The organism is Paraburkholderia sp. WS6, assembly GCF_030464835.1.
GTDB lineage: Bacteria > Pseudomonadota > Gammaproteobacteria > Burkholderiales > Burkholderiaceae > Paraburkholderia > Paraburkholderia madseniana.
On the sequence record NZ_JALQCK010000070.1, the window covers coordinates 1 to 20,693 of the forward strand.

Consider the following 20,693-nt stretch of genomic DNA (forward strand, 5'->3'; position numbering starts at 1 on the left):
CAGTAGCAGTTTGAGCCGCTTTCTTTTGCCTACTTCTCTTTGCGGCATGCAAAGAAAAGTAGGTGCCGCCCCGCACAGGGGCAACACTAATAGACCACTAACAAATCAAGGAAAGGCCAACACCCCAGGAACACGGACAACAAGCGCCGCGCAGGCAAAAACCCGCCCATTAAATGGGCCCCTTCCTCATCAACAACTTCAACAAAACAGGCAACAACAACAACACCAACGGCAACTGCACAATCAACCCAGAAATAATAGCAACCGCCAAAGGCTGCTGCATAGCAGCCCCCTGCCCGAGGGCAAAAGCAAGCGGCAACAGCGCCAAAATAGCCGCAATAGTGGTCATGGCAATCGGCCGCAACCGATTCCGCCCAGCCGCGATCAGCGCCTCCTCAAACCCAATACCTTCATCCCGTATCAACCCCTGCAACTCAGATACATAAAAAATCGCCACCTCAGTCACGATACCGATAATCATCGTCATCCCCATCATCGCGGAGATGTTCAACTCGATACCGGTCATCCACAACCCAATAAACACAGCCCCTGCCGCCAGCAAAGGCATCGCCATCACCGCCAGCGCAACGCGGAAGCGCTCGTACAGAAACAGCAGCAACCCAAACACCAACGCAATCGCAGCACCAAACACGGTCAACAAACCCTTGAAAGCAATCTGCTGTTGCTGGTACAAGCCACCCAGTTCGTAATACACACCGGTCGGCAACAAGCTCTTGTCGCTCAGCGTCTTCTGTACGTCAGCGATCGTCGAGCCCAGATCGCGGCCATCGATACGCGCCGTCACCGCCACCATCCGCTTGAGGTTGTCGCGGCTGATCTCCGGCTGGCCGGTCACCGTCACCTGATCGGCAACGCGATTCAGCGCGAACAGATGGCCGTCCGGTGCGCGAATCTGCAACAGCCCCAGTTGCGTATCGGTTAGCTTCAGTGCGCCCGCCACGCGCACCCGCACGCCCACCGTCTTCGGTCCGGTCTGGAATTGCGTCGCAACGTTGCCTTCCACCATGTCTGACACGGCCTGTGAAATCGACTGCGGGTCCATGCCCTCGGCCGCCGCGGCCTCCGGCCGGATGTGCAACTCGAGCGCGTCGCCCGCCGGATTGATGCCGTCGTTCACGTCCACCACGCCCTGAATCTTGCCGATCTGCGCGGCGACCTTGCGGGCGGTGGTATCGAGCGTGTTCTGGTCGTCGGAGTAGATCTTGATCTGAACCGGCTGGGGCACCGCGGTCAGGTCGCCGATCAGGTCCTCCATCAGTTGCGCGAGCTCGATATTCACGCCGGGCACCTGCGTTTCGACCTTCGAGCGGATTTCTTCCATCACCGTTTCGATCGGCTCGCGGCCAGTCGATTTCAACCGCACGAAGAAGTCGCCCTTGTTGGGCTCGTTCAGGTCGCCGCCGAGACCGGCGCCGGTGCGGCGAGAGTAAGTTGCAACGTTCGGATTCGCGCGGATGATGCCCTCGATCTGCTTCATCAAGCGGTCGGTTTCCGTGACGGACGTGCCCGGCTCGGTGTGATAGTCGAGCACGAAACCGCCTTCGTCCATGCTCGGCATGAAGCCGCTGCCCACCCGCGTGAACGCGAACGCGGCCACCACGATCAGCGGCAGCAGGCCGAGCAGCACGAGAATCGGACGTGCCGTGACGTGCTCAATCAGAAAGCCGTAGCGCCGGTTCATCCATGAAGCGAAGCGGGTTTCCTTGTGTTCCTCGGCGTCCTTCGGCTTCAGCCAGTGGTCGCACAGAATCGGCACCGCGAGCCATGTGACGAGAAACGAAATGAACAGGGCGCTTGCCATCGTCACCGAAAGCGCCTTGAAGAACGCTCCCGTCACGCCCGACAGAAACGCGAGCGGCACGAAAATGATCAGCGTCGCCGCCGACGATCCGGCAAGCGGCCGCGTGAATTCGAGCGCCGCCGCCATCACGCGGCCATGGAACTTGTGCGCGCCGCCTTCGCGCATGCGTCGCACGATGTGCTCGATCATCACGATGGCGTCGTCGATCACGAGGCCGACCGCGGCGGCCATCCCGCCGAGCGTCATGATGTTGAAACCCATGCCGAACACGTCGAGCAGCAGGATCGTCGCGGCCATCACGACCGGCACGAGCGCGACCGCGATCGCGGTGATCTTCCAGTTGCGCAGGAAGGAAAACAGCGTGAAGGCGGCCAGCACCACGCCGATCATGATCGCGTCGCGCACGCTGGTCGCCGAGGCGATCACCAGTTCGCTCTGGTCGTACCAGTTCGAAAGATGCACGCCCGCCGGCATCTGATGCTGGAAGTCAGCGAGCCTTGCACGGATCGCCTTGGCCATCGCCACGCTGTTCGCGCCTGGCTGCTGGAAGACGTTGAGCAACACGGCGTCGTGGCCATCGGCCGTGACGCGCATCCATTGCGGCACGACACCCTGACGGACTGTCGCGATGTCGCCGAGGCGGATTTGCGTTGCACCGTTGGTCGACACCACCACGTTGCGCAGTTCGTCGAGTTGCGTGATCGTGGTGTTGGCAATCACGAGGTACAACTTGTAGTGATCCTCGATGCGGCCGGTGGCCATCAGCACGTTGCTCGCGCCGATCGCTTTCGACACGTCCGAGAGCGAGACCTTGTAGGCGGCGAGGCGCGCCGGATCGATCGCGACTTCGAATTCGTCCTGCGCGCCACCGGTCACTTCGACGCGAGCAACGCCTTCCACGGACGACAGCAACGGCCGCATCTGGAACTGCGCAAGATCGTGCAGCGCCGACAATGACTGCTGGTCCGACGTCAGGCTATACGCGAGCACTGGGAACACGGTCGGGTCCATGCGCCGCACTTGCATCGAGGTACCTTGCGGCAGCGTCGCGAGGATCTCGCTGATCGCCGACTGCGCCTGCAACGTGGCTTGCGCCATGTCGGTGCCCCAGTCGAAATTGATCGAGATTTCGGCCGAGCCGCGGCTTGTGGTCGATTCGACGTCGCGGACGTTCGGCACGCGCCGCAGCGCCTCTTCGACGGGCATCGTGACAAGCGTGGCCATCTGTTCGGCGGGGCGGTCGCCCGCGTCGAGCGAGACGACGGCGCGCGGAAACGCGACGTTCGGGAACAGCGAGATCGGCAGACGAAACGCGGTCAGCGCGCCTGCGATCGCCAGCAGCGCGATCACGAACAGCAGCGAACGCCGGTGCTTCTGCATCCATTGACCGAAATTCATCGCGGCGCGCCTCCAGCAGCCCGCACCGCCATGCCGTCCTTCAACTCATAGTTGCCGCTGACGACGAGGCCTTCTGCGCCGTCGATCGGGCCGTCCACGCCGTAGCGGTCGCCGTTCTCGACCTGCGTGACCACGGCCACGCGGCGCGCCTTGTTTTGCGGCGTGATCTGGAAGACGTACGCGCCTTTGTCGTCTTTCAGCACGGCGGCACGCGGCACCACCCAATGCGTGCCGCTGCGGGTCGCGATGTCGGCGCTGACACGCGTGCCCGGAATGAATGCGCTCTGTCCGAGCGGAACGTTCGCACCGACGTTGACGAGCTGGCTTTGCTGATCGACCGACGCCCCGACCAGCACCACGTGGCCGTCTGCCGCGGTCTTCGCGAGCGTGGTGGACAGGCCGTGCAACGTGACCGTGTCGCCGGCATGGATAGCAGGGATGTCCGACGGCTCGACGCCGAGCATGACGTTCGCGCGCGCATCCTTGCCGTTACCGCCGGCCAGTTGCAGGATCGCGGCGCCGGGCTGCACCTGATCGCCCTGTGCCGCCGATACCTGCAAAACCACGCCATCGATCGGCGCCGCGATGATCTTGTTGCCGCCCGCGACACCGGTCTGGTTTTGCGCCGCGAGCGCCTGCTGCGCGTCCTCGGCAGCCTTGCGGGCCGTGGCGAGTTGCGATTGCGTGGCGAGCCCTTTGTCGTACAGCGATTGCGTACGCGCCAGTTCGCCTTGCGCCAGCGTCACCGCGCTTTTCGCCTGGGTGGCGGCGAGCACGGCGGCAGGGTCGGCCTGCACGACGAAAAGCGGCGTGCCGCGCGTCACGCTCTGGCCGGCTTGCACGCGCATTTGCACGATACGCGCGAGGTACGGCAGATTAACCGTGGTCAGGTTCGACGCGGACGCCGCGACGATGCCATACGCGCGGACCGGTTGCGCGATGACGGCGCGCTGCACCCGCGCGGTTTGCACGGATACGACGGCCTGATCGGCCGCATCGTCGCCGGCGGACGCACTGGCCGCACCGGCCGCCTGCGCGCCGATGCTCATCAGTGCAGCGCAGGCGAGAGAAGTCGCATAAGTGGCAATGCGCGGTCGCCGCGCCGCAAGTGGGCTATTTCGCATGAGTGTCGGTGAAGGTCTGAGCGGAGGAAAAGGCGTCGGGGATCGCGCTGCCCAGCAACGCCTGCAAGCCGACGCGTTGTTCGGCGAGCGATTCGCGCAGCGTGGCGACGTCGACACGTTTGGTGAGCGAGGCACTTTCTGCATCGGTGTAGGCACCGAGCACGAGTTCGTGCTGCGCGTAGGCCGTGGCTGCATGCTGCGCGGCAAGGTCGACATCGGGCAGCGCGGCCTCGGTCTGCTGCAACTGCCGCGTGAGAATCACGCTGTCCGCGCGCATATGAGCGACATCGGCATAAGCCTGATTCAGGCGTGACTGATATTCGTCGCGCAGGCGCTGACGCGTCGCTTTTTCGATCGCGACGTTGCCTTGATTGCGGTTGAAGATCGGCAAACTCAGATTGATCTGGAAGCCGCTGGTGTAGATGTTCGAGGTGTCGCGCGCGCGCACGAAACCCACGGAAAGGCTCGGGAACTGGCTGAGAATCGCCGCGCGGTATTTCTGCTCCTGCGCTTCATAGCCCGCCTGCAGTGCGATCAGATCCGGGCGGCGCTGGGCGAGTTTGGCGAGCGCCGCGTCGAGCGTCGCGTCGGGCAGTTCGGTCGCGTCTTCGTTGCCGGTGAGGGGCAACTGCACCTCCGGCGAGAGGCCGAGCAGCGCGTTCAGATCGTGATGCGTCTGCTCCGCGGCCCGTTCGGCGTCCGTGTATTGCTTGCGTGCGTCGCTGTAGGCGGTGAGCGCGGCGGTCAGCGTGTCGTCGGTGAGATTGCCGTCGCGGTGCGCTTCGGCCATGCGCTCGTAGCGCGTGCGCGCGAGGTCGCGCTGCTGTTGCAGCAGCGGCAACGTGTCCTGCTGGAAGCGCGTCTTGATGAACAACTGCCGCGCCTGGGCGACGATCTGCCATTCCTGCCACAACAGGCCGAGATCGGTTTTGGCTACCGTCGCGTCGGCGGATTGCTTGTTCGCGCTGCGCAGCACGATCGCCATCACGTCGATGCTCAGACCGTAATTGAACGCGCGCGTGGCGCCGGCCGCGCCCGGGTAGTCGCTCGATACGCTCAGTTGCGGGTCGGGCAACAGTCCGGCTGAATAAGCCTGAGCCCGGGCAATGCCGAGATCGTCGCGGGCCAGTTTCAGGTCGGGATTGTTCGCCACTGCAAGCATCGCGACTTCGTCGATGTCGAGCCCGTCGGACGGATCGAAGCGATGCGCGGCCAGTTCGGGCAGCGGCATGGTGGACGGGTCGATCTGGATGCGTTCGAGCGAGCGGGCCGAGGTCGACGTATCCTGCGGTGCGAGTGGCTCGCGGTGATACCACGAGCACCCGCCGAGCAGCATCGCGCAGATCGGCACGAGCACGCGCAACCGTGCGGCTGCGGCGGCGTTGAAAACGGGCAAAATCCGGCTCCTGAACAATAGATGGGGCAGCCGCGAGCGGATGTCGCAGAACAGGTGCCGATTCTGCTGATATGGAGCTTAAGGAACGCTTAACGGACATTAAGCGTCCCCTAAGCCTCCCTTCAGCGTCACCTAAGCGTCCGATAAGGAACGCATAAGGAAGCGTTAAGCTAACGGGCCGGACAATGCGGGCAAACTGGAGAGAGGAGAGGCCATGCGTCTGCTACTGGTCGAAGACGACGACATGATTGCGGAGACGGTGTTGGGCGCGATGCGCCGCTCGGGCTACGCGATCGACTGGGCCGAAGACGGCCGTGCGGCGGAGCTGTCGCTGGGCAACGGCGTGTACGACCTCGTGCTGCTCGATCTCGGCCTGCCGAAGAAGGACGGCATCGACGTGCTCAATACCTACCGCAAGAGCGGAGGCGCCGCGCCGGTGATCATCCTGACCGCACGCGACGCGGTCGACGAGCGGATTCGCGGCCTCGATGCGGGCGCCGACGATTATCTGATCAAACCATTCGACCTCGACGAACTGGCCGCGCGGGTGCGCGCGCTCTTGCGGCGGCGCACCGGGCAGAAGCAGCCCGTCTATGCGCACGGCGAGCTCACGCTCGATCCCGCGGCGCACGAAGTCACCAAAGGCGGCGAACTGCTGCCGCTCGTGCCGCGCGAGTTCGCCCTGCTGCAGGCGTTGATCGAAGAGCCCACGCGCGTGTTCACCAAGCCTGAGCTGGAAGAGAAGCTATACGGCTGGGGCGAGGAGGTGGGCAGCAACACCATCGAAGTGCATGTACACAGCTTGCGGCGCAAGATCGGCGCGGAGCAGGTCGTGACCGTGCGCGGCGTGGGCTACCGTCTGAAGAGGTGCTGATGACGTCGATTCGCCGCTGGCTGCTGGGCTGGCTGATTTTCGGGCTGGCCGCGGCCTCGGGCGTGGCCGGCTTCGGCATCTTTCACACCGCGCGCGAAGAAGCGGGCGAACTGTTCGACTACGAACTGCATACCGTGGCGCTGTCGTTGCCGTCGAATCTGGCCGGTGCGAGCGACGGCGAGCATCGCAATCCCGACCTCGGTGATCTGGCCGACGACCGGGTCGTGATCGAAATCTGGGACCGCTCCGGCAAGCTCATCTATCACTCAATGCAGGCGCCGGTCTTCTCGCGTTTGCCTGCGGGTTTCAGCACGGTCGAGCGCGGCGAGAGTCACTGGCGCGCGTTCGGGTTGGAACAGCGCGACCGTTATATCCAGGTTGCGCAACCGATCTCCGTGCGCGAAGACCTTGCGCTGACTCTGGCGCTGCATACGCTCTGGCCGCTCGGCCTGCTGGTGCCGGTGACGATCGTGCTGGTGCTGCTGGTGGTGGCAAGGGGGCTGGCGCCGATCGGCGGGCTGACGCGCGCGCTGACGACCCGTTCGCTCGATTCGCTGGAACCGTTGCATCTGGACGGCAGCGTGCCGGTCGAAATCAAGCCGCTGGTGCAAGCGCTCAACGATCTGCTGCAACGTCTGAACGTTGCTTCGCAGGCGCAGCGCACGTTTATCGCCGATGCCGCGCATGAGTTGCGCTCGCCGCTTGCGGCGCTGAAGCTGCAATTGCAGGCGGCTTCCCGTGACGGCTCGCTAAAGGGCGAGGGGCAAACGCTGGAGCGCGTCGAGGGGCGGGTCAACCGGATCATTCACCTGGTGCAGCAATTGTTGACGTTGGCGCGTGAGGACGCGCATCCGGTGACGTCGATGGTGCCGGTGAGTTTGCGCCGGATCGGCGAGCAGGTCGTCGGCGATTTTTCGCTGCTCGCGGAGACGAAGGAGATCGATCTCGGGCTTGTGTGTGAAGACGCTCGAGCGAACTACGATGTCTATACGGCGCTGGCTGAGCCGCATGGGATGAGTGTTCTGTTGGGCAACCTGATCAACAATGCGATCCGGCATACGCCGCGGGGTGGGCGTGTCGACGTGATTCTGAAACGGTCGGGCGAGCGGGTGGGATTTGATGTCGTGGACAGCGGGTCCGGGATACCGGAGGCTGAGATCGAACGGGTTTTCGACCGGTTTTATCGAGGGCAAGAGGCGAAGGGCGAGGGCAGCGGACTTGGATTGGCGATTGTGGCGCGGATCGCCGCACGGCATCAACTGCGGCTTTCCCTGCGCAACAACACCGGCCGGCCCGGCTTGTGCGTGTCGGTTTTTGGCCTGACGGCGGTTGAGGTTGCGGCGCCTGTGGCGGTTAGAAGCTGACCGTTCGCCACGGCTGGCCCACGGCGCCGCGCGGCCTCTCACGAGCATGTTTCAACACGCTGCTACAATCTTGTCTTTCTCGATTGATTGTGCGCTATGGGTTTCGAACAACTCGCTGAATTGAAGAAGCAACTGGCTGCGGCACGCGCCGAAGCTGCGCCTGCGGCCAAGCCGGTCGCCAAGCCCGGTGCGAAGCCTGCGCGCAAGCCGTCGCCGCCGCGTCGTGCCGCGCCTGGTCACAAGCCAGCGACCGACACCAAGCCGGCGGCTGACGCCAGGCCCGCGGCCGACGCGAAGCCGGTGGACCCGGTGGTGAAATCGATCGGGAGACTGCAAAAGCGCTTCCCGAAAGTTTTCCCGAAGAATCCGGCACCCAAGCTGCCGCTGAAGGTCGGCATCTTCGAGGATCTCGTGGTTCACGCGAAGGAGCTGTCGCTGAGCGAAGCCGAGTTGCGCGACGCGATCAAGACCTGGTGCCGTGGCAGCCGCTACTGGAAATGCCTGGTTGAAGGCGCCGCGCGCGTCGATCTGACGGGTGGCGAAGCAGGCAAGGTGACGGTCCAGGAAGCGGCCGGCGCGCAGCGTCTGCAGGCGCATCGTGCGGGTCGGGGCGCGGCGAAAGCTGCGGCTTCGTCGGCTGACGCGTCCGCCAATGCTTCTGCTGCATCGGTCGTTTCGGTTGATGATGCAGCGCAAGCAGCGGCCACCCCGCAAGCCGAGGCGGAGAGCCAGCCGCAGGCTGCCTCGCCGGACACCCCCGCCGCTGAATCGACAACGCCGCCGGCAGCACCGTCGGCCACTGCCGAAGCGTAAATAAGGCCGGCCGCCCCGTTAAGGGGCGCTGCCTTGTGCCGCCAGCCGGACACGCACGAAGCCGACGTGCTCGCGCAGCACGTAGAACGCGTCGGCGTATGCCAACGGCATACGCAAGCGGTTAAGCGACACCTCGATTTGATCGAGCTCCGCGAAAAGCTGCTTGCGCTCCTCCTCGGTTGAGTCGGCGAGCGCGCCGCGCTCGATCGCAATCAGCGCACCGTAATAGCGATAGATGCGCGAGCGCACGCGCCAGCGGTACAGCGCCGGGATCAGCCGCATCGCCGGAAACAGCAGCACTGCCATCGGCAGCAGCAGAACGAGCGTGCGGTCGCCAATGCTCGCGAGCCAGAACGGCAGCGCGCGGTACAGAAAACTCTTGCCGGTCTTGTAGTAGCGCTGGGCGTCTTCGCTGATCTGATATTCATGGGCAACCGGGCTCGGGAACTCCCCCGCGTGCTGCAACAGCCCTGGCATGCCATGCACCTCCTGCGCGGCCTCGATCAATAAGTCGGAAATGGCCGGATGCAAATTGCTCCGGGCCACGAGTTCGGCCGTTGGACTGATCAGATGAATGGTGTCGGGCGGAATTCTGCGCTTGAGATCCAGCACGCCGGGCGGTAAGTCGAGCTCCTCGAGATAGGGAAAGAGGCGCGTATAGGCGGTGGCTTCGTCGAAATTCATCGCGGAGATGCCGGGCACTTTCAGGAGCCGCAGCATCAAGCCGCGCGTGGCCGAGTCGCCGTTCAGGATCGCCGCGTCGACATCGCCCGCCACGAGTTGCGTGGCGGCCTGCATGCCGTCGCTCGGCACCAGCACGGTGTCACCGCCCGGTCTGATGCCATTTGCTTCCAGCAGTTTGAGCGAGAGGAGGCGCGTGCCGCTGCCTTCGCGGCCGATTGCAATCCGTTTGCCTTCCAGTTCTGAAAGCTCGCTGATACCCGTGCCGCGATAGAACACCACCACCGGAATATAGAAAACGCTGCCGAGCGACATCAGCGATGATGTATCGAGCCCATCGGCCACGCCACCTTGCACGAGCGCGAGATCGACATGCTGCTTCGGGTCGAGCAGACGGTGCAGGTTCTGCACCGAGCCATCGGATTCCAGCACCTTCAGCGTGATGCCGTTGCGGGCGAGGATCTTCTTGTACTGATCCGCGGTGACGAGGAACGAACTGTCGTGCGGGCCCGCGCTCATCGTGATGGTTTTCGGCGGCGCCGGATCGACCAGCCAGACGATCAGCGTGACCATCAGCACGAAAAGCGCGGCCACGATGACGTAAGGCAGGGTGTGATCGCGCCACTCCACATGCGAATGATCGCCGGGTAAGTGCGGGAGACGCGGGCGATGCGCTTTCATGGGCACTCCATGCCGATAGCCGGAATGAGGCATTGTCCACTGTCTGCAGCATATAGGCGAAATGTTCGGCATAACCGGCGCCTTGCCGGCCAGGACACGCGATAGGCCATGGCATAATCCACGACAGCTTCTAATCGTGTCGCCGGGCGCATCTTGAGTCGTTTCCATCGGAAGATCGGCAGTTGGCTGGGATTGTTTGCGATCCTGATGGCCACGCTCGCGCCAACGATCTCGCATTCGCTCGCCGCACGCAACGGCGGTGAAGCCGGAATGGAAGGCGAGCATTGCTCGATGCCGTCAATGGCTTCCATGCCGGGAATGGAAGCCATGTCCTCGATGTCCTCCATGCAGGATCAGGCATCGGACGAACCCGGCAGCAAACACGCTCAACACGCAGCCATGTCCGACGGCGACGCCTGCGGCTATTGCAGTCTGCTCGCCCACATGCCGGCGGTGCCCAGCGTCGAGGCGTTGTTCTTCGTCACCGTCCGTGCTGTCCAGCATACCGTCGCGACCCGCTTCGAGCGGGTTCGCCGCGTCGAGCCGCTCACCTTCGCGCAGCCCCGCGCTCCTCCGTTCCCATCCTGATTCGAGTCATACCGTTGCGATGCAGTGACCGCATCGCGATGCCGCCGCACGTCCGTCTGTCGAGGCGTGTGCCGGCATTGTCACAACCTATGAACAGGATGAACCATGCAAACCCAGACAACGCGCAGCGCGATACCGCTGCGCGCGGCGTCGCTCGTTGCGGCTACCGCCGGCGTATTTATCTTCGCTCCTTCACTCGCCAGTGCTCACGCGATTGCGGGTAATCGCATCTTTCCGGCGACGATGGCCGTCGACGATCCCGGTGTCGGCGACGAAACCAACCTCGAGTACGGCCACCAGCGCGTACCGGGCGACGCCGGCGATCAAAGCATCAATACCTTCGACTTCGAGTACGACAAGCTGATCACGCCGCGGCTTGCGGTCTCGGTAGACGGCACGTACGCGATGCAAAACAATCCGAAGGCGCGCGGCTTCGACAACTTCGGCGTCGGTTTGAAGTACCTGCTGTACGTCAACGATGAACACGAATTCATGACCTCGGTCGGTGTGAACGCCGAACTTGGCGGCACGGGAAGCCGCGCGATCGCGAGCAACTTTTCGACGATCTCGCCGACGATTTTCGCCGGCAAGGGTATGGGCGATCTTCCGGCATCGCTTGCTTATCTGCGGCCGATCGCGATCACGGGCGAAGCCGGCCCGGCACTGACCACCGGTGCGGGGCAGCCGAACGCGTTCAACTACGGCTTCACGGTGCAATACAGCCTGCCGTATCTGCAGCAGCACGTGCATGACATCGGCTTGCCGCAACCATTGGCGAACGTGATTCCGCTGGTTGAAATTCCGCTCTCGAGAAGCCAGGGCCAGACAACCGGCACGGTCAATCCGGGCTTCATCTGGATCAACCGTTATGGCCAGTTCGGCGTTGAAGCGCAAATCCCGATCAATCACGCAAGCGGCTCGCATGTGGGCATTCTGGTTCAGGCGCATATCTTCTTCGACGATGTCGCGCCGACCACGATCGGCAAACCTCTTTTCCAGTAACGCATCAACACCGTAACGCAGGAGCACGCGATGAAAAACGATCGATATGACTGGCTGCGCGCCGCGGTGAAGGTGCCGTTGCTGATTGCCGGGTTCGCGTTCGCGAGCGCCGCTTTCGCCCATGTATTTCCGCAGAAGCAGGAGCCGGGCGCGGGCGCGATGGTGGCGTCGCCCGCTCAGGTGCGCGTGATATTCGACGGACCGCTCGAGCCGTCATTCAGTTCGTTGACGGTGACCGACGCGAGCGGCAAGCAGGTCAACACGGAGAAATCCGCCGTCGACACGCATCAGGCGGCGGTGATGGCGGTGCCGCTGCCGCCGCTCGCGGCGGGTCATTACACCGTGCACTGGGTGGCGGTGGCTTCCGACGGGCATCGCACGCATGGCGACTATGCATTCAACGTGAAGTAGCGCTGAAACCGTGCCGCGCCGCGTCATCGCAAGAACGATGGCGCGGCGTGTCCAATCTCGCTGGGGATCGGATGCGCGGGAAAAGTACTATCATCGAATGCAGGCCTCAAGCGCCTGGCTGTGCAATGCAGCCGGCCCAGGCCTCCCGGGAGAGAACCCATGGCGGAGTTTGTGAAGGCGCTCCTCGGCGAGGAAAACGGCCATCAGCGCCGGCAGATCGCATGGCTCTACGCGTTACTACTTACTTTCAATATCGCGGCATGGATGGCGGCTTTCGTGGCGTTCCGCGGCTATCCGCTGCTGATGGGCTCCTGCCTGCTGGCTTACTCGTTTGGTCTGAGGCATGCGGTTGACGCGGATCATATCGCGGCCATCGACAACGTCACGCGCAAACTGATGCAGTCCGGCCAGCGTCCGGTGACGGTGGGGCTGATGTTCTCGCTCGGCCACGCCACCATCGTCGTTCTCGCGACCATCGGCATTGCGGCGACCGCCATGGCGTTGCAAAGCCGGATGAGTGGCTTCAAGGAAACGGGTGCGATGATCGGCACGCTCGTGTCGACCTTCTTTCTGTTTGCCATTGCGCTCCTGAATCTGATCGTGCTGCGCTCGGTGCTGCGCGCTTTTCGGCGCGTGCGCCGAGGCGAGCCTTACGTCGATGAAGATCTCGACATGCTGCTTGCGAATCGGGGTTTGCTCGCGCGTATTTTCCGGCCGTTGTTCCGCCTGATCAGCCAGAGCTGGCACATGTACCCACTCGGCTTTCTGTTCGGGCTGGGTTTCGATACCGCAACGGAAGTCGGGCTGCTCGGCATATCCGCCGCCGGCGCCGCGCAAGGCATGTCGATCTGGTCGATCCTGGTGTTTCCGGTGCTGTTCATGGCCGGCATGACGCTGATCGACACGACCGACAGCATCCTGATGCTGGGCGCCTATGGATGGGCCTTCGTGAAGCCGGTCCGCAAGCTCTACTACAACGTCACCATCACGACGATCTCGGTGCTCGTCGCGCTTCTTGTCGGCGGTATAGAAGGTCTCGGATTGCTGGCGGACAGGCTGCATCTGAATGGCGGATTCTGGCAGGCGGTGGGCAGTCTGAATGAGAACTTCGGCATGATCGGCTACGCGATCATCGGCGTATTTCTGGCGAGTTGGTTATTGTCGGTCGCGGTTTACAAATGGATGCGATTCGAAGAACTCGAGATCCGCTCATGAGCGTTGCGGCATATCAACGATTGCGATTGATGGCGCTTACGCGGCAATGACCTGAACCCGTAAGGGCTATCGTCAGAGAATTTCAACAAGCACGCCGCTCGAATCCTTATCGACCCAATACGCTGCGCGATGTTTAGTGAGTTAGTTACGGAAATTGGGTTATTTCGTATCGCTGAACTATACTCAAAAAAGTTTTTCGGGCTCATCACGGTGGGCACCTATCCCCAACAATACATGCAGCAAATCCGATCCTTTTAACCGCATCGGGCGGAATCGTTATCGATCGATTGCTGGACACGTGACTGCCGTGCGGCACTCGCCACGTATCTTTGCCTGACCTGAAAAGAACGTGGTTCGCAGTGGAGACACTCATCATGGCAGAAGCAGACAACGTCCCCTATGGGCGCAAGACTCAGCACGCGCCGGCTCTCAAGGAAGTGCACATCATCTGGATTACCGCCGGCCTCGGCTGCGACGGCGATTCGGTATCAATTACCGCGGCGACTCAGCCGAGCATCGAGGACGTGATTCTCGGTGCGATTCCCGGCCTACCGAAGGTGCATTTGCATAATCCCGTACTGGCGTATGAAAACGGCGACGAGTTTCTCAAGCCGTTTCACCAGGCCGCGCGTGGCGAGCTTGAGAACTTCGTGCTGGTAATGGAAGGGTCGATTCCAAACGAACGTATCAATCGCGAAGGATATTGGGCCGCATTGGGCACCGACCCCGATACGCAGGAACCGATCACGATTCCGCAATGGCTCGACCGGCTTGCGCCGCGCGCGCTGGCGGTGGTCGGCGCGGGCACCTGCGCGACCTACGGCGGCATTCACGCGATGGAAGGCAATCCGACCGGCTGCATGGGTCTCGCCGACTATCTGGGCTGGGACTGGAAGTCGAAAGCGGGCCTGCCGATCGTCAACGTGCCGGGCTGTCCGGTGCAGCCGGACAACTTCATGGAGACGCTGCTCTACCTGCTCTATCAACTGGCGGGTCTGGCGCCGATGATTCCGCTCGACGAGGCACTGCGGCCGAAGTGGTTGTTTACGCGCACCGTTCACGACGGTTGCGATCGCGCGGGCTCCTACGAACAGGCGATCTTCGCCACCGAATACGGCAGCCCGAATTGCATCGTCAAGCTGGGCTGCTGGGGGCCTGTCGTGCAGTGCAACGTGCCCAAACGTGGCTGGATGGCCGGCATTGGCGGCTGTCCGAATGTGGGAGGCATCTGCATTGGTTGCACGATGCCAGGCTTTCCCGACAAGTTCATGCCGTTCATGGATGAGCCGCCGGGAGCGGTGCTGTCGTCGAATCTCATCAAGAGTTATGGGCCGCTGATTCGCAGTCTGCGCAAGCTGACCAAGAACACGCTCAACGACGAGCCGAAATGGCGTCACAACGGTTCGAAACTCACTACGGGCTACCGTCGCTGATCTGGCGGCGTAGTTCGCGGAATTCGACTTGTCAGCAGGGAGAAGGTCATGGCCGTTAGTACCGCACCTGAAGCGACCACCAGTACCCAGGCAGCGCCGGGCAAGCTGGTCGACATGAACTGGGATCCGATTACGCGGATCGTCGGCAGTCTGGGGATTTACACCAAGATCGATTTTGCGAACCGCCGTGTGGCGGAGTGCTACAGCACGTCGTCGATCTTTCGTGGTTACAGCATTTTCATGAAGGGCAAAGACCCGCGCGACGCGCATTTCATCACGAGCCGCATCTGCGGAATCTGCGGCGATAATCACGCGACCTGTTCCGTGTACGCGCAGAACATGGCCTACGGTGTGAAGCCGCCGGCGATCGCCGAATGGATCGTCAATCTGGGTGAAGCGGCCGAATACATGTTCGACCACAACATCTTCCAGGACAACCTCGTGGGCGTGGATTTTTGCGAGAGGATGGTCAAGGAAACCAATCCCGGCGTGTGGGACAAGGCGCAGAAAACACCCGCGCCGCACGCGGACAAGCACGGCTATAAAACCATCGCGGACATCATGACCGCGCTCAATCCGTTCACTGGCGAGTTCTATCGCGAGACGTTGATGGTCAGCCGCTATACGCGCGAGATGTTCTGCCTGATGGAAGGACGTCACGTGCATCCGTCGACGCTTTATCCGGGTGGTGTGGGCACGGTGCCGACCATTCAGCTATTCACGGATTACATCACGCGTTTGATGAAGTACGTCGAGTTCATGAAGAAAGTCGTGCCGTTGCATGACGATCTGTTCGACTTCTTCTATGAAGCGCTACCGGGTTACGAAGAAGTTGGCCGCCGTCGCGTTCTGCTCGGTTGCTGGGGGTCTTTCCAGGACCCGAACGTGTGCGACTACAACTACAACACGATGACGCAATGGGGCCGCGGCATGTTCGTCACGCCCGGCGTGGTGGTGGACGGTGAACTGGTGACGACCGATCTCGTCGATATCAACCTGAATATCCGCATCCTGCTGGGCAGTTCCTATTACGACGACTGGGATCACGAAGAGACCTTTGTCAAGAACGATCCGCTCGGCAATCCGGTGGACCGTAAGCATCCGTGGAATCAGACCACGCTGCCGCATCCGCAGAAGCGGAAATTCGACGGCAACTACACGTGGGTGATGTCGCCGCGCTGGCTCGACAAGCGCACCGGCGATCACCTTGCGCTCGATACCGGCGGTGGTCCGATCGCGCGCTTGTGGGCCACCGCGTTGGCGGGGCTGGTCGACATCGGCTACATCAAGGCGACCGGCCACAGCGTGAAGATCTATTTGCCGAAGACCGCGCTCAAACCCGAAGTCGAATTCGAATGGAAGATTCCGAAGTGGAGCAATGCGATTGAACGCGATCGCGCCCGCACGTATTTTCAGGCGTATTCAGCGGCTGCGGCCTTGTACTTTGCCGAGCAGGCGCTGGCCGAGTTGCACGCGGGACGCACTCGCACGTTCAGCGATTTCACGGTGCCGGAAGAGAGCATCGGTTGCGGTTTCCACGAAGCGGTGCGCGGCGTGCTCTCGCACCACCTCGTGATCCGCGACGGCAAGATCGCCAACTATCACCCGTATCCGCCCACTCCGTGGAACGCCAATCCGCGCGATATCTACGGCACGCCCGGACCGTATGAAGACGCGGTGCAGAATACGCCGATCTTTGAAGAGAACGGGCCGGACAAGTTCAAGGGCATCGACATCATGCGCGCCGTGCGCAGCTTCGACCCGTGCCTGCCGTGCGGCGTGCATATGTACGTCGGCAATGGCAAGACGATCGATACGTCGCACTCGCCGACCTTTGGCGTGATGCAGGGAGCGCACACGTGAACAACGAGAGCGCGGTCGTCGCCCAGCAACGCCGCATCGAGGAACTGATTGCGGCGCTGGAAGCGCTTGAGGATCCGTGCGCGCGTGAGCCGGCGAAAGAACTGCTGCAGGTCGTTCTCGATCTGCATACGAACGGGCTCGCACGGCTGATGGAGATCGTGGCTGAGGCGGGCGTGATGGACGACGCCATGATCGAAGCGTTCGAGCGTGACGCGGGCGTGTCGGCGTTGCTGCTGTTGCACGGCCTGCATCCGCAGGATCTACCGACGCGCGTGTCGCGTGCGGTCGAAAAGATGCGGCCGTTGCTTGGCGTACAGGGCATCCAGATCGAGTTGCTCGACGCGGCGGAAGAGGCCGTGCGTGTGCGTGTGGCCGGCCGCCTGCAGGGCAAGCACAACTCAGTGGGCGAATTGCAGCAGGAAATCGAACGTTCAATCTTCGAAGCGGCGCCGGAAGCGATGCGTGTCGAGATCGCGGGTCTGCCGGACGTGAATGTGCATGAGCTGCGCTTTGTGCCGCATCACACCGAGGCGGTGAATGACGTAGCAAAGGATGTGGCAAATGACGTAGCACGCCGGACCGAGGCCGGCGCGCAATGACGGCCGCCGCCCCGACACGCGGCTGGGTCGCGCGGCTGCGCCAATTCGTGCGAAAAGCCGACGACATCCAGTGCGAGTTGTGCGGCCTGCCGCTGCTATCCGATCATCCGCATCTGTTCGAAACCGCCAAACGGCAGCTCTTTTGCTGTTGCCGTGCGTGCGCGCTGCTGTTCGGCAGTCAGCAGAATGCGCGCTATCGTCCGGTGCCACGCGACGCGCACTATCTCGACGGCTTTCGCATGAGCGATGCGCAATGGGACGCGCTGGCGATTCCCATCGATATCGCTTTCTTCTTTCATGACAGCGCGGCGCAACGCGTCGTGGCGCTGTATCCCGGACCGGCCGGCGGCACGCAATCGCTACTGGAATTGCAGGCGTGGGATGAACTGGTCGCGGGGAATCCGTTGCTCGCGCAACTGCAACCCGACGTCGAAGCGCTGCTGGTCAACCGCAGCGAAGGCGCGCGCGATTATTACCGTGTGCCGATCGACCAATGTTACGCGCTGACCGGTGTGATCCGCGCACGGTGGCGCGGACTGTCCGGCGGCAGGGAGGCGTGGGATTCGATTCATCGTTTCTTCGCCGCACTGAAGGCTCATGGCCGGGTGCCGGAGGGCTTGCTCCATGCCTGATCTCGGGTTCACTGTCGAATCGGCGGAAGTCGTGCCGTTCGCCGCAGCGCCGCTGCTGACGTTCAGGCTGCGTATCGCCAATACGCCGGCGCAGGAAGAGATCGCCAGCATCACGTTGCAATGCCAGATCCAGATCGAAGCGACGCAGCGCCGCTACGCGCCCGCCGAGCAGTACGGACTTGAAGATCTGTTCGGTTCGCCGCCGCGTTGGGGCGAGACGCTACGTACGCTGCTATGGGCGCATACGTCGATAGTCGCGCCACCGTTTGCCGGCGAATGCACGCTCGATTTGCCGGTGCCATGCAGCTACGACTTCAATGTGGCCGCAACCAAATATTTTCACGGCCTTGAAGAGGGCGAGATTCCGCTGATGCTGCAATTCAGCGGCACGGTGTTCTATCGCGAAGACGACGGCGCGTTGCAGGCCGCGCCGATTCCCTGGCACAAGGAAGCGGCGTACCGGCTACCCGTTGCGCTATGGCGCGACATGATGACCCGCTACTACCCGAACGGCGCCTGGCTGTGTTTGCACCGGGATGTGTTCGATCGGCTCTCGCGTTATAAAAGCAGGCGGGGTCTCACGAGCTGGGAGCAGGCGGTGTCGAGCCTGCTCGACGGCGTCGAGGAGGACATATCGTGAATGCGGTCGAGAGCGTGGTTCAGGCGGTGCTGTACGAAGGCTACATGCTGTATCCGTACCGGCCGACCTCGGTGAAGAACCGGCAACGCTGGACCTTCGGCGGCGTGTATCCGCGCGCCTATGTCGAGGCGTCGGGTAGCGATCCGTGGGTGACGCAGACCGAGTGTCTGCTGCGTGGCGACAAGCACACCCGCGTGGCCGTGCGGCCGGGTTTTCTGCAGGTTATCGAGCGGATGGTGCTCGATGTGGACGAGGCTTCCGCCGCGCGGCCGGAGTCGGGTGAGCCGGCCTGGCGCACCGTGCCCGTGCTCGATATCGACGAGCGGCGCTACACCGCATGGCAGGAAGCGGCCGAACGGCACATCGCCGTACCGGTTCTGGTGATGGGCGAACTGCTTGACGCACCGCTGCAGATCGCGTTTTCGTTCGACGCCGCCAGCGATCTCGAACCGCTCGCGGACAGGCAAGGCACGCTACGTGGCGCTCTGCGCCGTATCCGCGCTTCGCTGCAAGGCCACGTCGAATTGAGCGCCGCGAGCGTAGCCGCCGGGGTTTATCGTTTGACGGTGCGCATCGTCAACGAGACACCGCTCGACAATGCCCACGGCTTGAAGCGCGATGCGGCTTCGCTGTACGCGCTGGTGTCCTGTCATACGGTGCTGACCATCGAGGGCGGCACGTGGATTTCTTCTATCGATCCGCCCACTGAACTGGCCGCGGCGGCCGCCGCGAGCCGCAATATCGGCGTGTGGCCAGTTCTCGTGGGTGACGAACAACAGCCCGACACGATGCTCGCCTCGCCGATCATTCTCTACGACTTCCCGCAGATTGCGCCTGAAAGTGCGGGCGATCTATTCGACTCCACGGAGATCGACGAAATCCTCACACTGCGCATTCTCACCATGACCGACGACGAAAAACGCGAAATGATCGCCACGGACGAGCGCGCGCGTGCCTTGCTTGCACGTACCGAAAGTCTCGGTGCCGAGCAGATGGAGAAGCTGCATGGCACGTTGCGGCAGGTGCGCGCACTCGACGGGGTAAGTGTCGGCGGATTTTCACCGCTGGAAACGCCCGCCATGCCGGTGTCGCCATGGGCGGAACTCGACGCGCGGCCGCATCTGGCCTGCGTGCGGGTGGCGGGCGTCGAGATCCGGATCGGCGATCAGGTGCGCTTGCGCCCACGCGGTCGCGCGGACATCTTCGATATCGCGCTGAGCGGCATGGTTGCCACGATCGAATCGATCGAGCGCGATTTCGACGATCACGTGCACGTTGCCGTGACGGTCGACGACGACCCTGGCAAAGACTTCGGCCTGCAGCGCATGCCCGGCCATCGCTTCTTCTTCGGCCCGGACGAGATCGAGCCGCTGGTCAACGGGGCCAGCCCGTCCAGGCCATTCGGCCCGTCCAGTCTCGCCAGTCGTAAAGGAGGGCACGCATGAGCGCGATTCTGGTGGCGGGCATCGGCAATGTGTTTCTCGGCGACGATGGTTTCGGCGTCGAAGTGGTACGCCGTCTGCGGGAGAAACTTAGTGCCGGGGAGTTGCCTGCGTTCGCTGACGGCGTGAGCGTGGCGGACTTCGGCATTCGCGGCATCGATCTCTGCTATGCGCTGCTCGACGGCGTGGACAGCGCAATTCTGATCGACACGACGCAGCGCGGCGGTGCGCCGGGCACGCTGTATGTGATCGAGCCGTCCGTTGAAGAGGCCGTCGGCGCTGAACCCGGCGATCCGTATGCGGCGCCGATCCTGATGTCGCCGCACGAAATGGATCCGGCCAAAGTGCTACAAACGGTGCGAATGCTGGGCGGGGGCTGCGAGGACATTGTCGTGCTCGGTTGCGAGCCGCAAGACTTCGGGTTCGAGAATGGCGAGGAAGGCAGGATGGGGTTGAGCGGCACGGTGGCGGCGGTGGTCGAGCAGGCGGTCGAACTCGCTGTGACGCTTGTGATGGCAAGGATGGAGCGGTTGTCCGCACGGGTCGCTTGAGCGAACGGGCAGCCGGGCGGTTGAGTGGGCGTTCGCGCGCGCTGATGGATGGAGCGACTAAGCGGTGGGCCGTCACGGATACGGTGTGAAATAACTGAAGTGGGAGGCGTCATGAAAGGCTTTCTGAAGTACCTCTTGTTGCCGGCGTTGGTGCTCGGCGTGAT

At 62.8% G+C, this 20,693-nt stretch carries 18 protein-coding genes; 14 read left to right on the forward strand and 4 right to left on the reverse strand.

The annotated features are described in order from the left end of the window. Positions 1 to 169: 169 nt before the first annotated feature. Genes M0D64_RS42690 through M0D64_RS42700 form a run of 3 tightly spaced genes read right to left on the reverse strand, consistent with a single transcriptional unit; the run spans position 170 to position 5,740 of the window. Positions 170 to 3,220 (reverse strand): efflux RND transporter permease subunit, encoded by a 3,051-nt coding sequence (locus tag M0D64_RS42690; RefSeq protein WP_266262045.1) that lies wholly within the window; start codon positions 3,218 to 3,220, stop codon positions 170 to 172. After that, on the reverse strand, positions 3,217 to 4,344 hold the full coding sequence (locus M0D64_RS42695) for an efflux RND transporter periplasmic adaptor subunit (protein WP_266262046.1): 1,128 nt from the start codon (positions 4,342 to 4,344) through the stop codon (positions 3,217 to 3,219). The genes M0D64_RS42690 and M0D64_RS42695 overlap by 4 nt, the downstream gene beginning before the upstream one ends. Further along, on the reverse strand, positions 4,334 to 5,740 hold the full coding sequence (locus tag M0D64_RS42700; RefSeq protein WP_266262047.1) for a TolC family protein: 1,407 nt from the start codon (positions 5,738 to 5,740) through the stop codon (positions 4,334 to 4,336). Before M0D64_RS42700 ends, M0D64_RS42695 begins: the two co-directional genes overlap by 11 nt. Before the next feature lie 214 nt (positions 5,741 to 5,954). Between M0D64_RS42700 and M0D64_RS42705 the strand changes: the two genes are divergently transcribed. The 3 genes from M0D64_RS42705 to M0D64_RS42715 all read left to right on the forward strand — a co-directional run bounded on the left by M0D64_RS42705 (position 5,955) and on the right by M0D64_RS42715 (position 8,791). Continuing rightward, the gene (locus tag M0D64_RS42705; RefSeq protein ID WP_154565648.1) at positions 5,955 to 6,614 is read left to right on the forward strand and encodes a response regulator; all 660 of its coding nucleotides are present in this window, start codon (positions 5,955 to 5,957) and stop codon (positions 6,612 to 6,614) included. Beyond that, positions 6,614 to 7,978 carry a HAMP domain-containing sensor histidine kinase gene (locus tag M0D64_RS42710; protein ID WP_266262049.1) on the forward strand — a complete coding sequence of 455 codons (1,365 nt, stop codon included), beginning with the start codon at positions 6,614 to 6,616 and terminating at the stop codon, positions 7,976 to 7,978. The genes M0D64_RS42705 and M0D64_RS42710 overlap by 1 nt, the downstream gene beginning before the upstream one ends. Positions 7,979 to 8,074: 96 nt before the next feature. Further along, positions 8,075 to 8,791: a ProQ/FinO family protein gene (locus tag M0D64_RS42715; protein WP_266262050.1), complete on the forward strand. Its 717-nt coding sequence runs from the start codon at positions 8,075 to 8,077 to the stop codon at positions 8,789 to 8,791. 18 nt (positions 8,792 to 8,809) lie between these two features. Here the strand turns inward: M0D64_RS42715 and M0D64_RS42720 are convergent, their stop codons facing one another. Then, entirely contained in the window at positions 8,810 to 10,153 is a 1,344-nt protein-coding gene (locus M0D64_RS42720) for a TAXI family TRAP transporter solute-binding subunit (protein ID WP_154565645.1), read from the reverse strand. Positions 10,154 to 10,303: 150 nt separating this feature from the next. Between M0D64_RS42720 and M0D64_RS42725 the strand changes: the two genes are divergently transcribed. The 11 genes from M0D64_RS42725 (at position 10,304) to M0D64_RS42775 (ending at position 20,529) form a co-directional block, all read left to right on the forward strand. Further along, positions 10,304 to 10,741: a DUF2946 domain-containing protein gene (locus M0D64_RS42725; RefSeq protein ID WP_266262065.1), complete on the forward strand. Its 438-nt coding sequence runs from the start codon at positions 10,304 to 10,306 to the stop codon at positions 10,739 to 10,741. A gap of 105 nt (positions 10,742 to 10,846) precedes the next feature. After that, entirely contained in the window at positions 10,847 to 11,743 is an 897-nt protein-coding gene (locus tag M0D64_RS42730; RefSeq protein ID WP_266262051.1) for a hypothetical protein, read from the forward strand. Positions 11,744 to 11,773: 30 nt separating this feature from the next. Beyond that, complete coding sequence (locus M0D64_RS42735) at positions 11,774 to 12,154, forward strand: copper resistance CopC family protein (RefSeq protein WP_266262052.1); 381 nt, start codon at positions 11,774 to 11,776, stop codon at positions 12,152 to 12,154. 159 nt (positions 12,155 to 12,313) lie between these two features. Further along, on the forward strand, positions 12,314 to 13,369 hold the full coding sequence (locus M0D64_RS42740) for a HoxN/HupN/NixA family nickel/cobalt transporter (protein WP_266262053.1): 1,056 nt from the start codon (positions 12,314 to 12,316) through the stop codon (positions 13,367 to 13,369). A 374-nt stretch (positions 13,370 to 13,743) separates the two neighbouring features. Then, positions 13,744 to 14,802, forward strand: coding sequence for a hydrogenase expression protein HypE (locus M0D64_RS42745; RefSeq protein WP_154565640.1), 1,059 nt, complete (start codon positions 13,744 to 13,746; stop codon positions 14,800 to 14,802). 48 nt (positions 14,803 to 14,850) lie between these two features. Then, entirely contained in the window at positions 14,851 to 16,665 is a 1,815-nt protein-coding gene (locus tag M0D64_RS42750) for a nickel-dependent hydrogenase large subunit (protein ID WP_154565639.1), read from the forward strand. After that, entirely contained in the window at positions 16,662 to 17,264 is a 603-nt protein-coding gene (locus M0D64_RS42755) for a NifU family protein (RefSeq protein ID WP_266262055.1), read from the forward strand. Before M0D64_RS42750 ends, M0D64_RS42755 begins: the two co-directional genes overlap by 4 nt. Then, positions 17,261 to 17,896 carry a DUF5947 family protein gene (locus M0D64_RS42760; protein ID WP_266262056.1) on the forward strand — a complete coding sequence of 212 codons (636 nt, stop codon included), beginning with the start codon at positions 17,261 to 17,263 and terminating at the stop codon, positions 17,894 to 17,896. The genes M0D64_RS42755 and M0D64_RS42760 overlap by 4 nt, the downstream gene beginning before the upstream one ends. Then, positions 17,889 to 18,536, forward strand: a complete 648-nt coding sequence (locus tag M0D64_RS42765; RefSeq protein ID WP_154565636.1) for a DUF6084 family protein — start codon at positions 17,889 to 17,891, stop codon at positions 18,534 to 18,536. The genes M0D64_RS42760 and M0D64_RS42765 overlap by 8 nt, the downstream gene beginning before the upstream one ends. Next, positions 18,533 to 19,981, forward strand: a complete 1,449-nt coding sequence (locus M0D64_RS42770) for a hypothetical protein (RefSeq protein ID WP_266262057.1) — start codon at positions 18,533 to 18,535, stop codon at positions 19,979 to 19,981. Before M0D64_RS42765 ends, M0D64_RS42770 begins: the two co-directional genes overlap by 4 nt. Next, positions 19,978 to 20,529, forward strand: coding sequence for a hydrogenase maturation protease (locus M0D64_RS42775; RefSeq protein ID WP_266262058.1), 552 nt, complete (start codon positions 19,978 to 19,980; stop codon positions 20,527 to 20,529). Before M0D64_RS42770 ends, M0D64_RS42775 begins: the two co-directional genes overlap by 4 nt. The last annotated feature ends 164 nt before the right edge of the window (positions 20,530 to 20,693 follow it).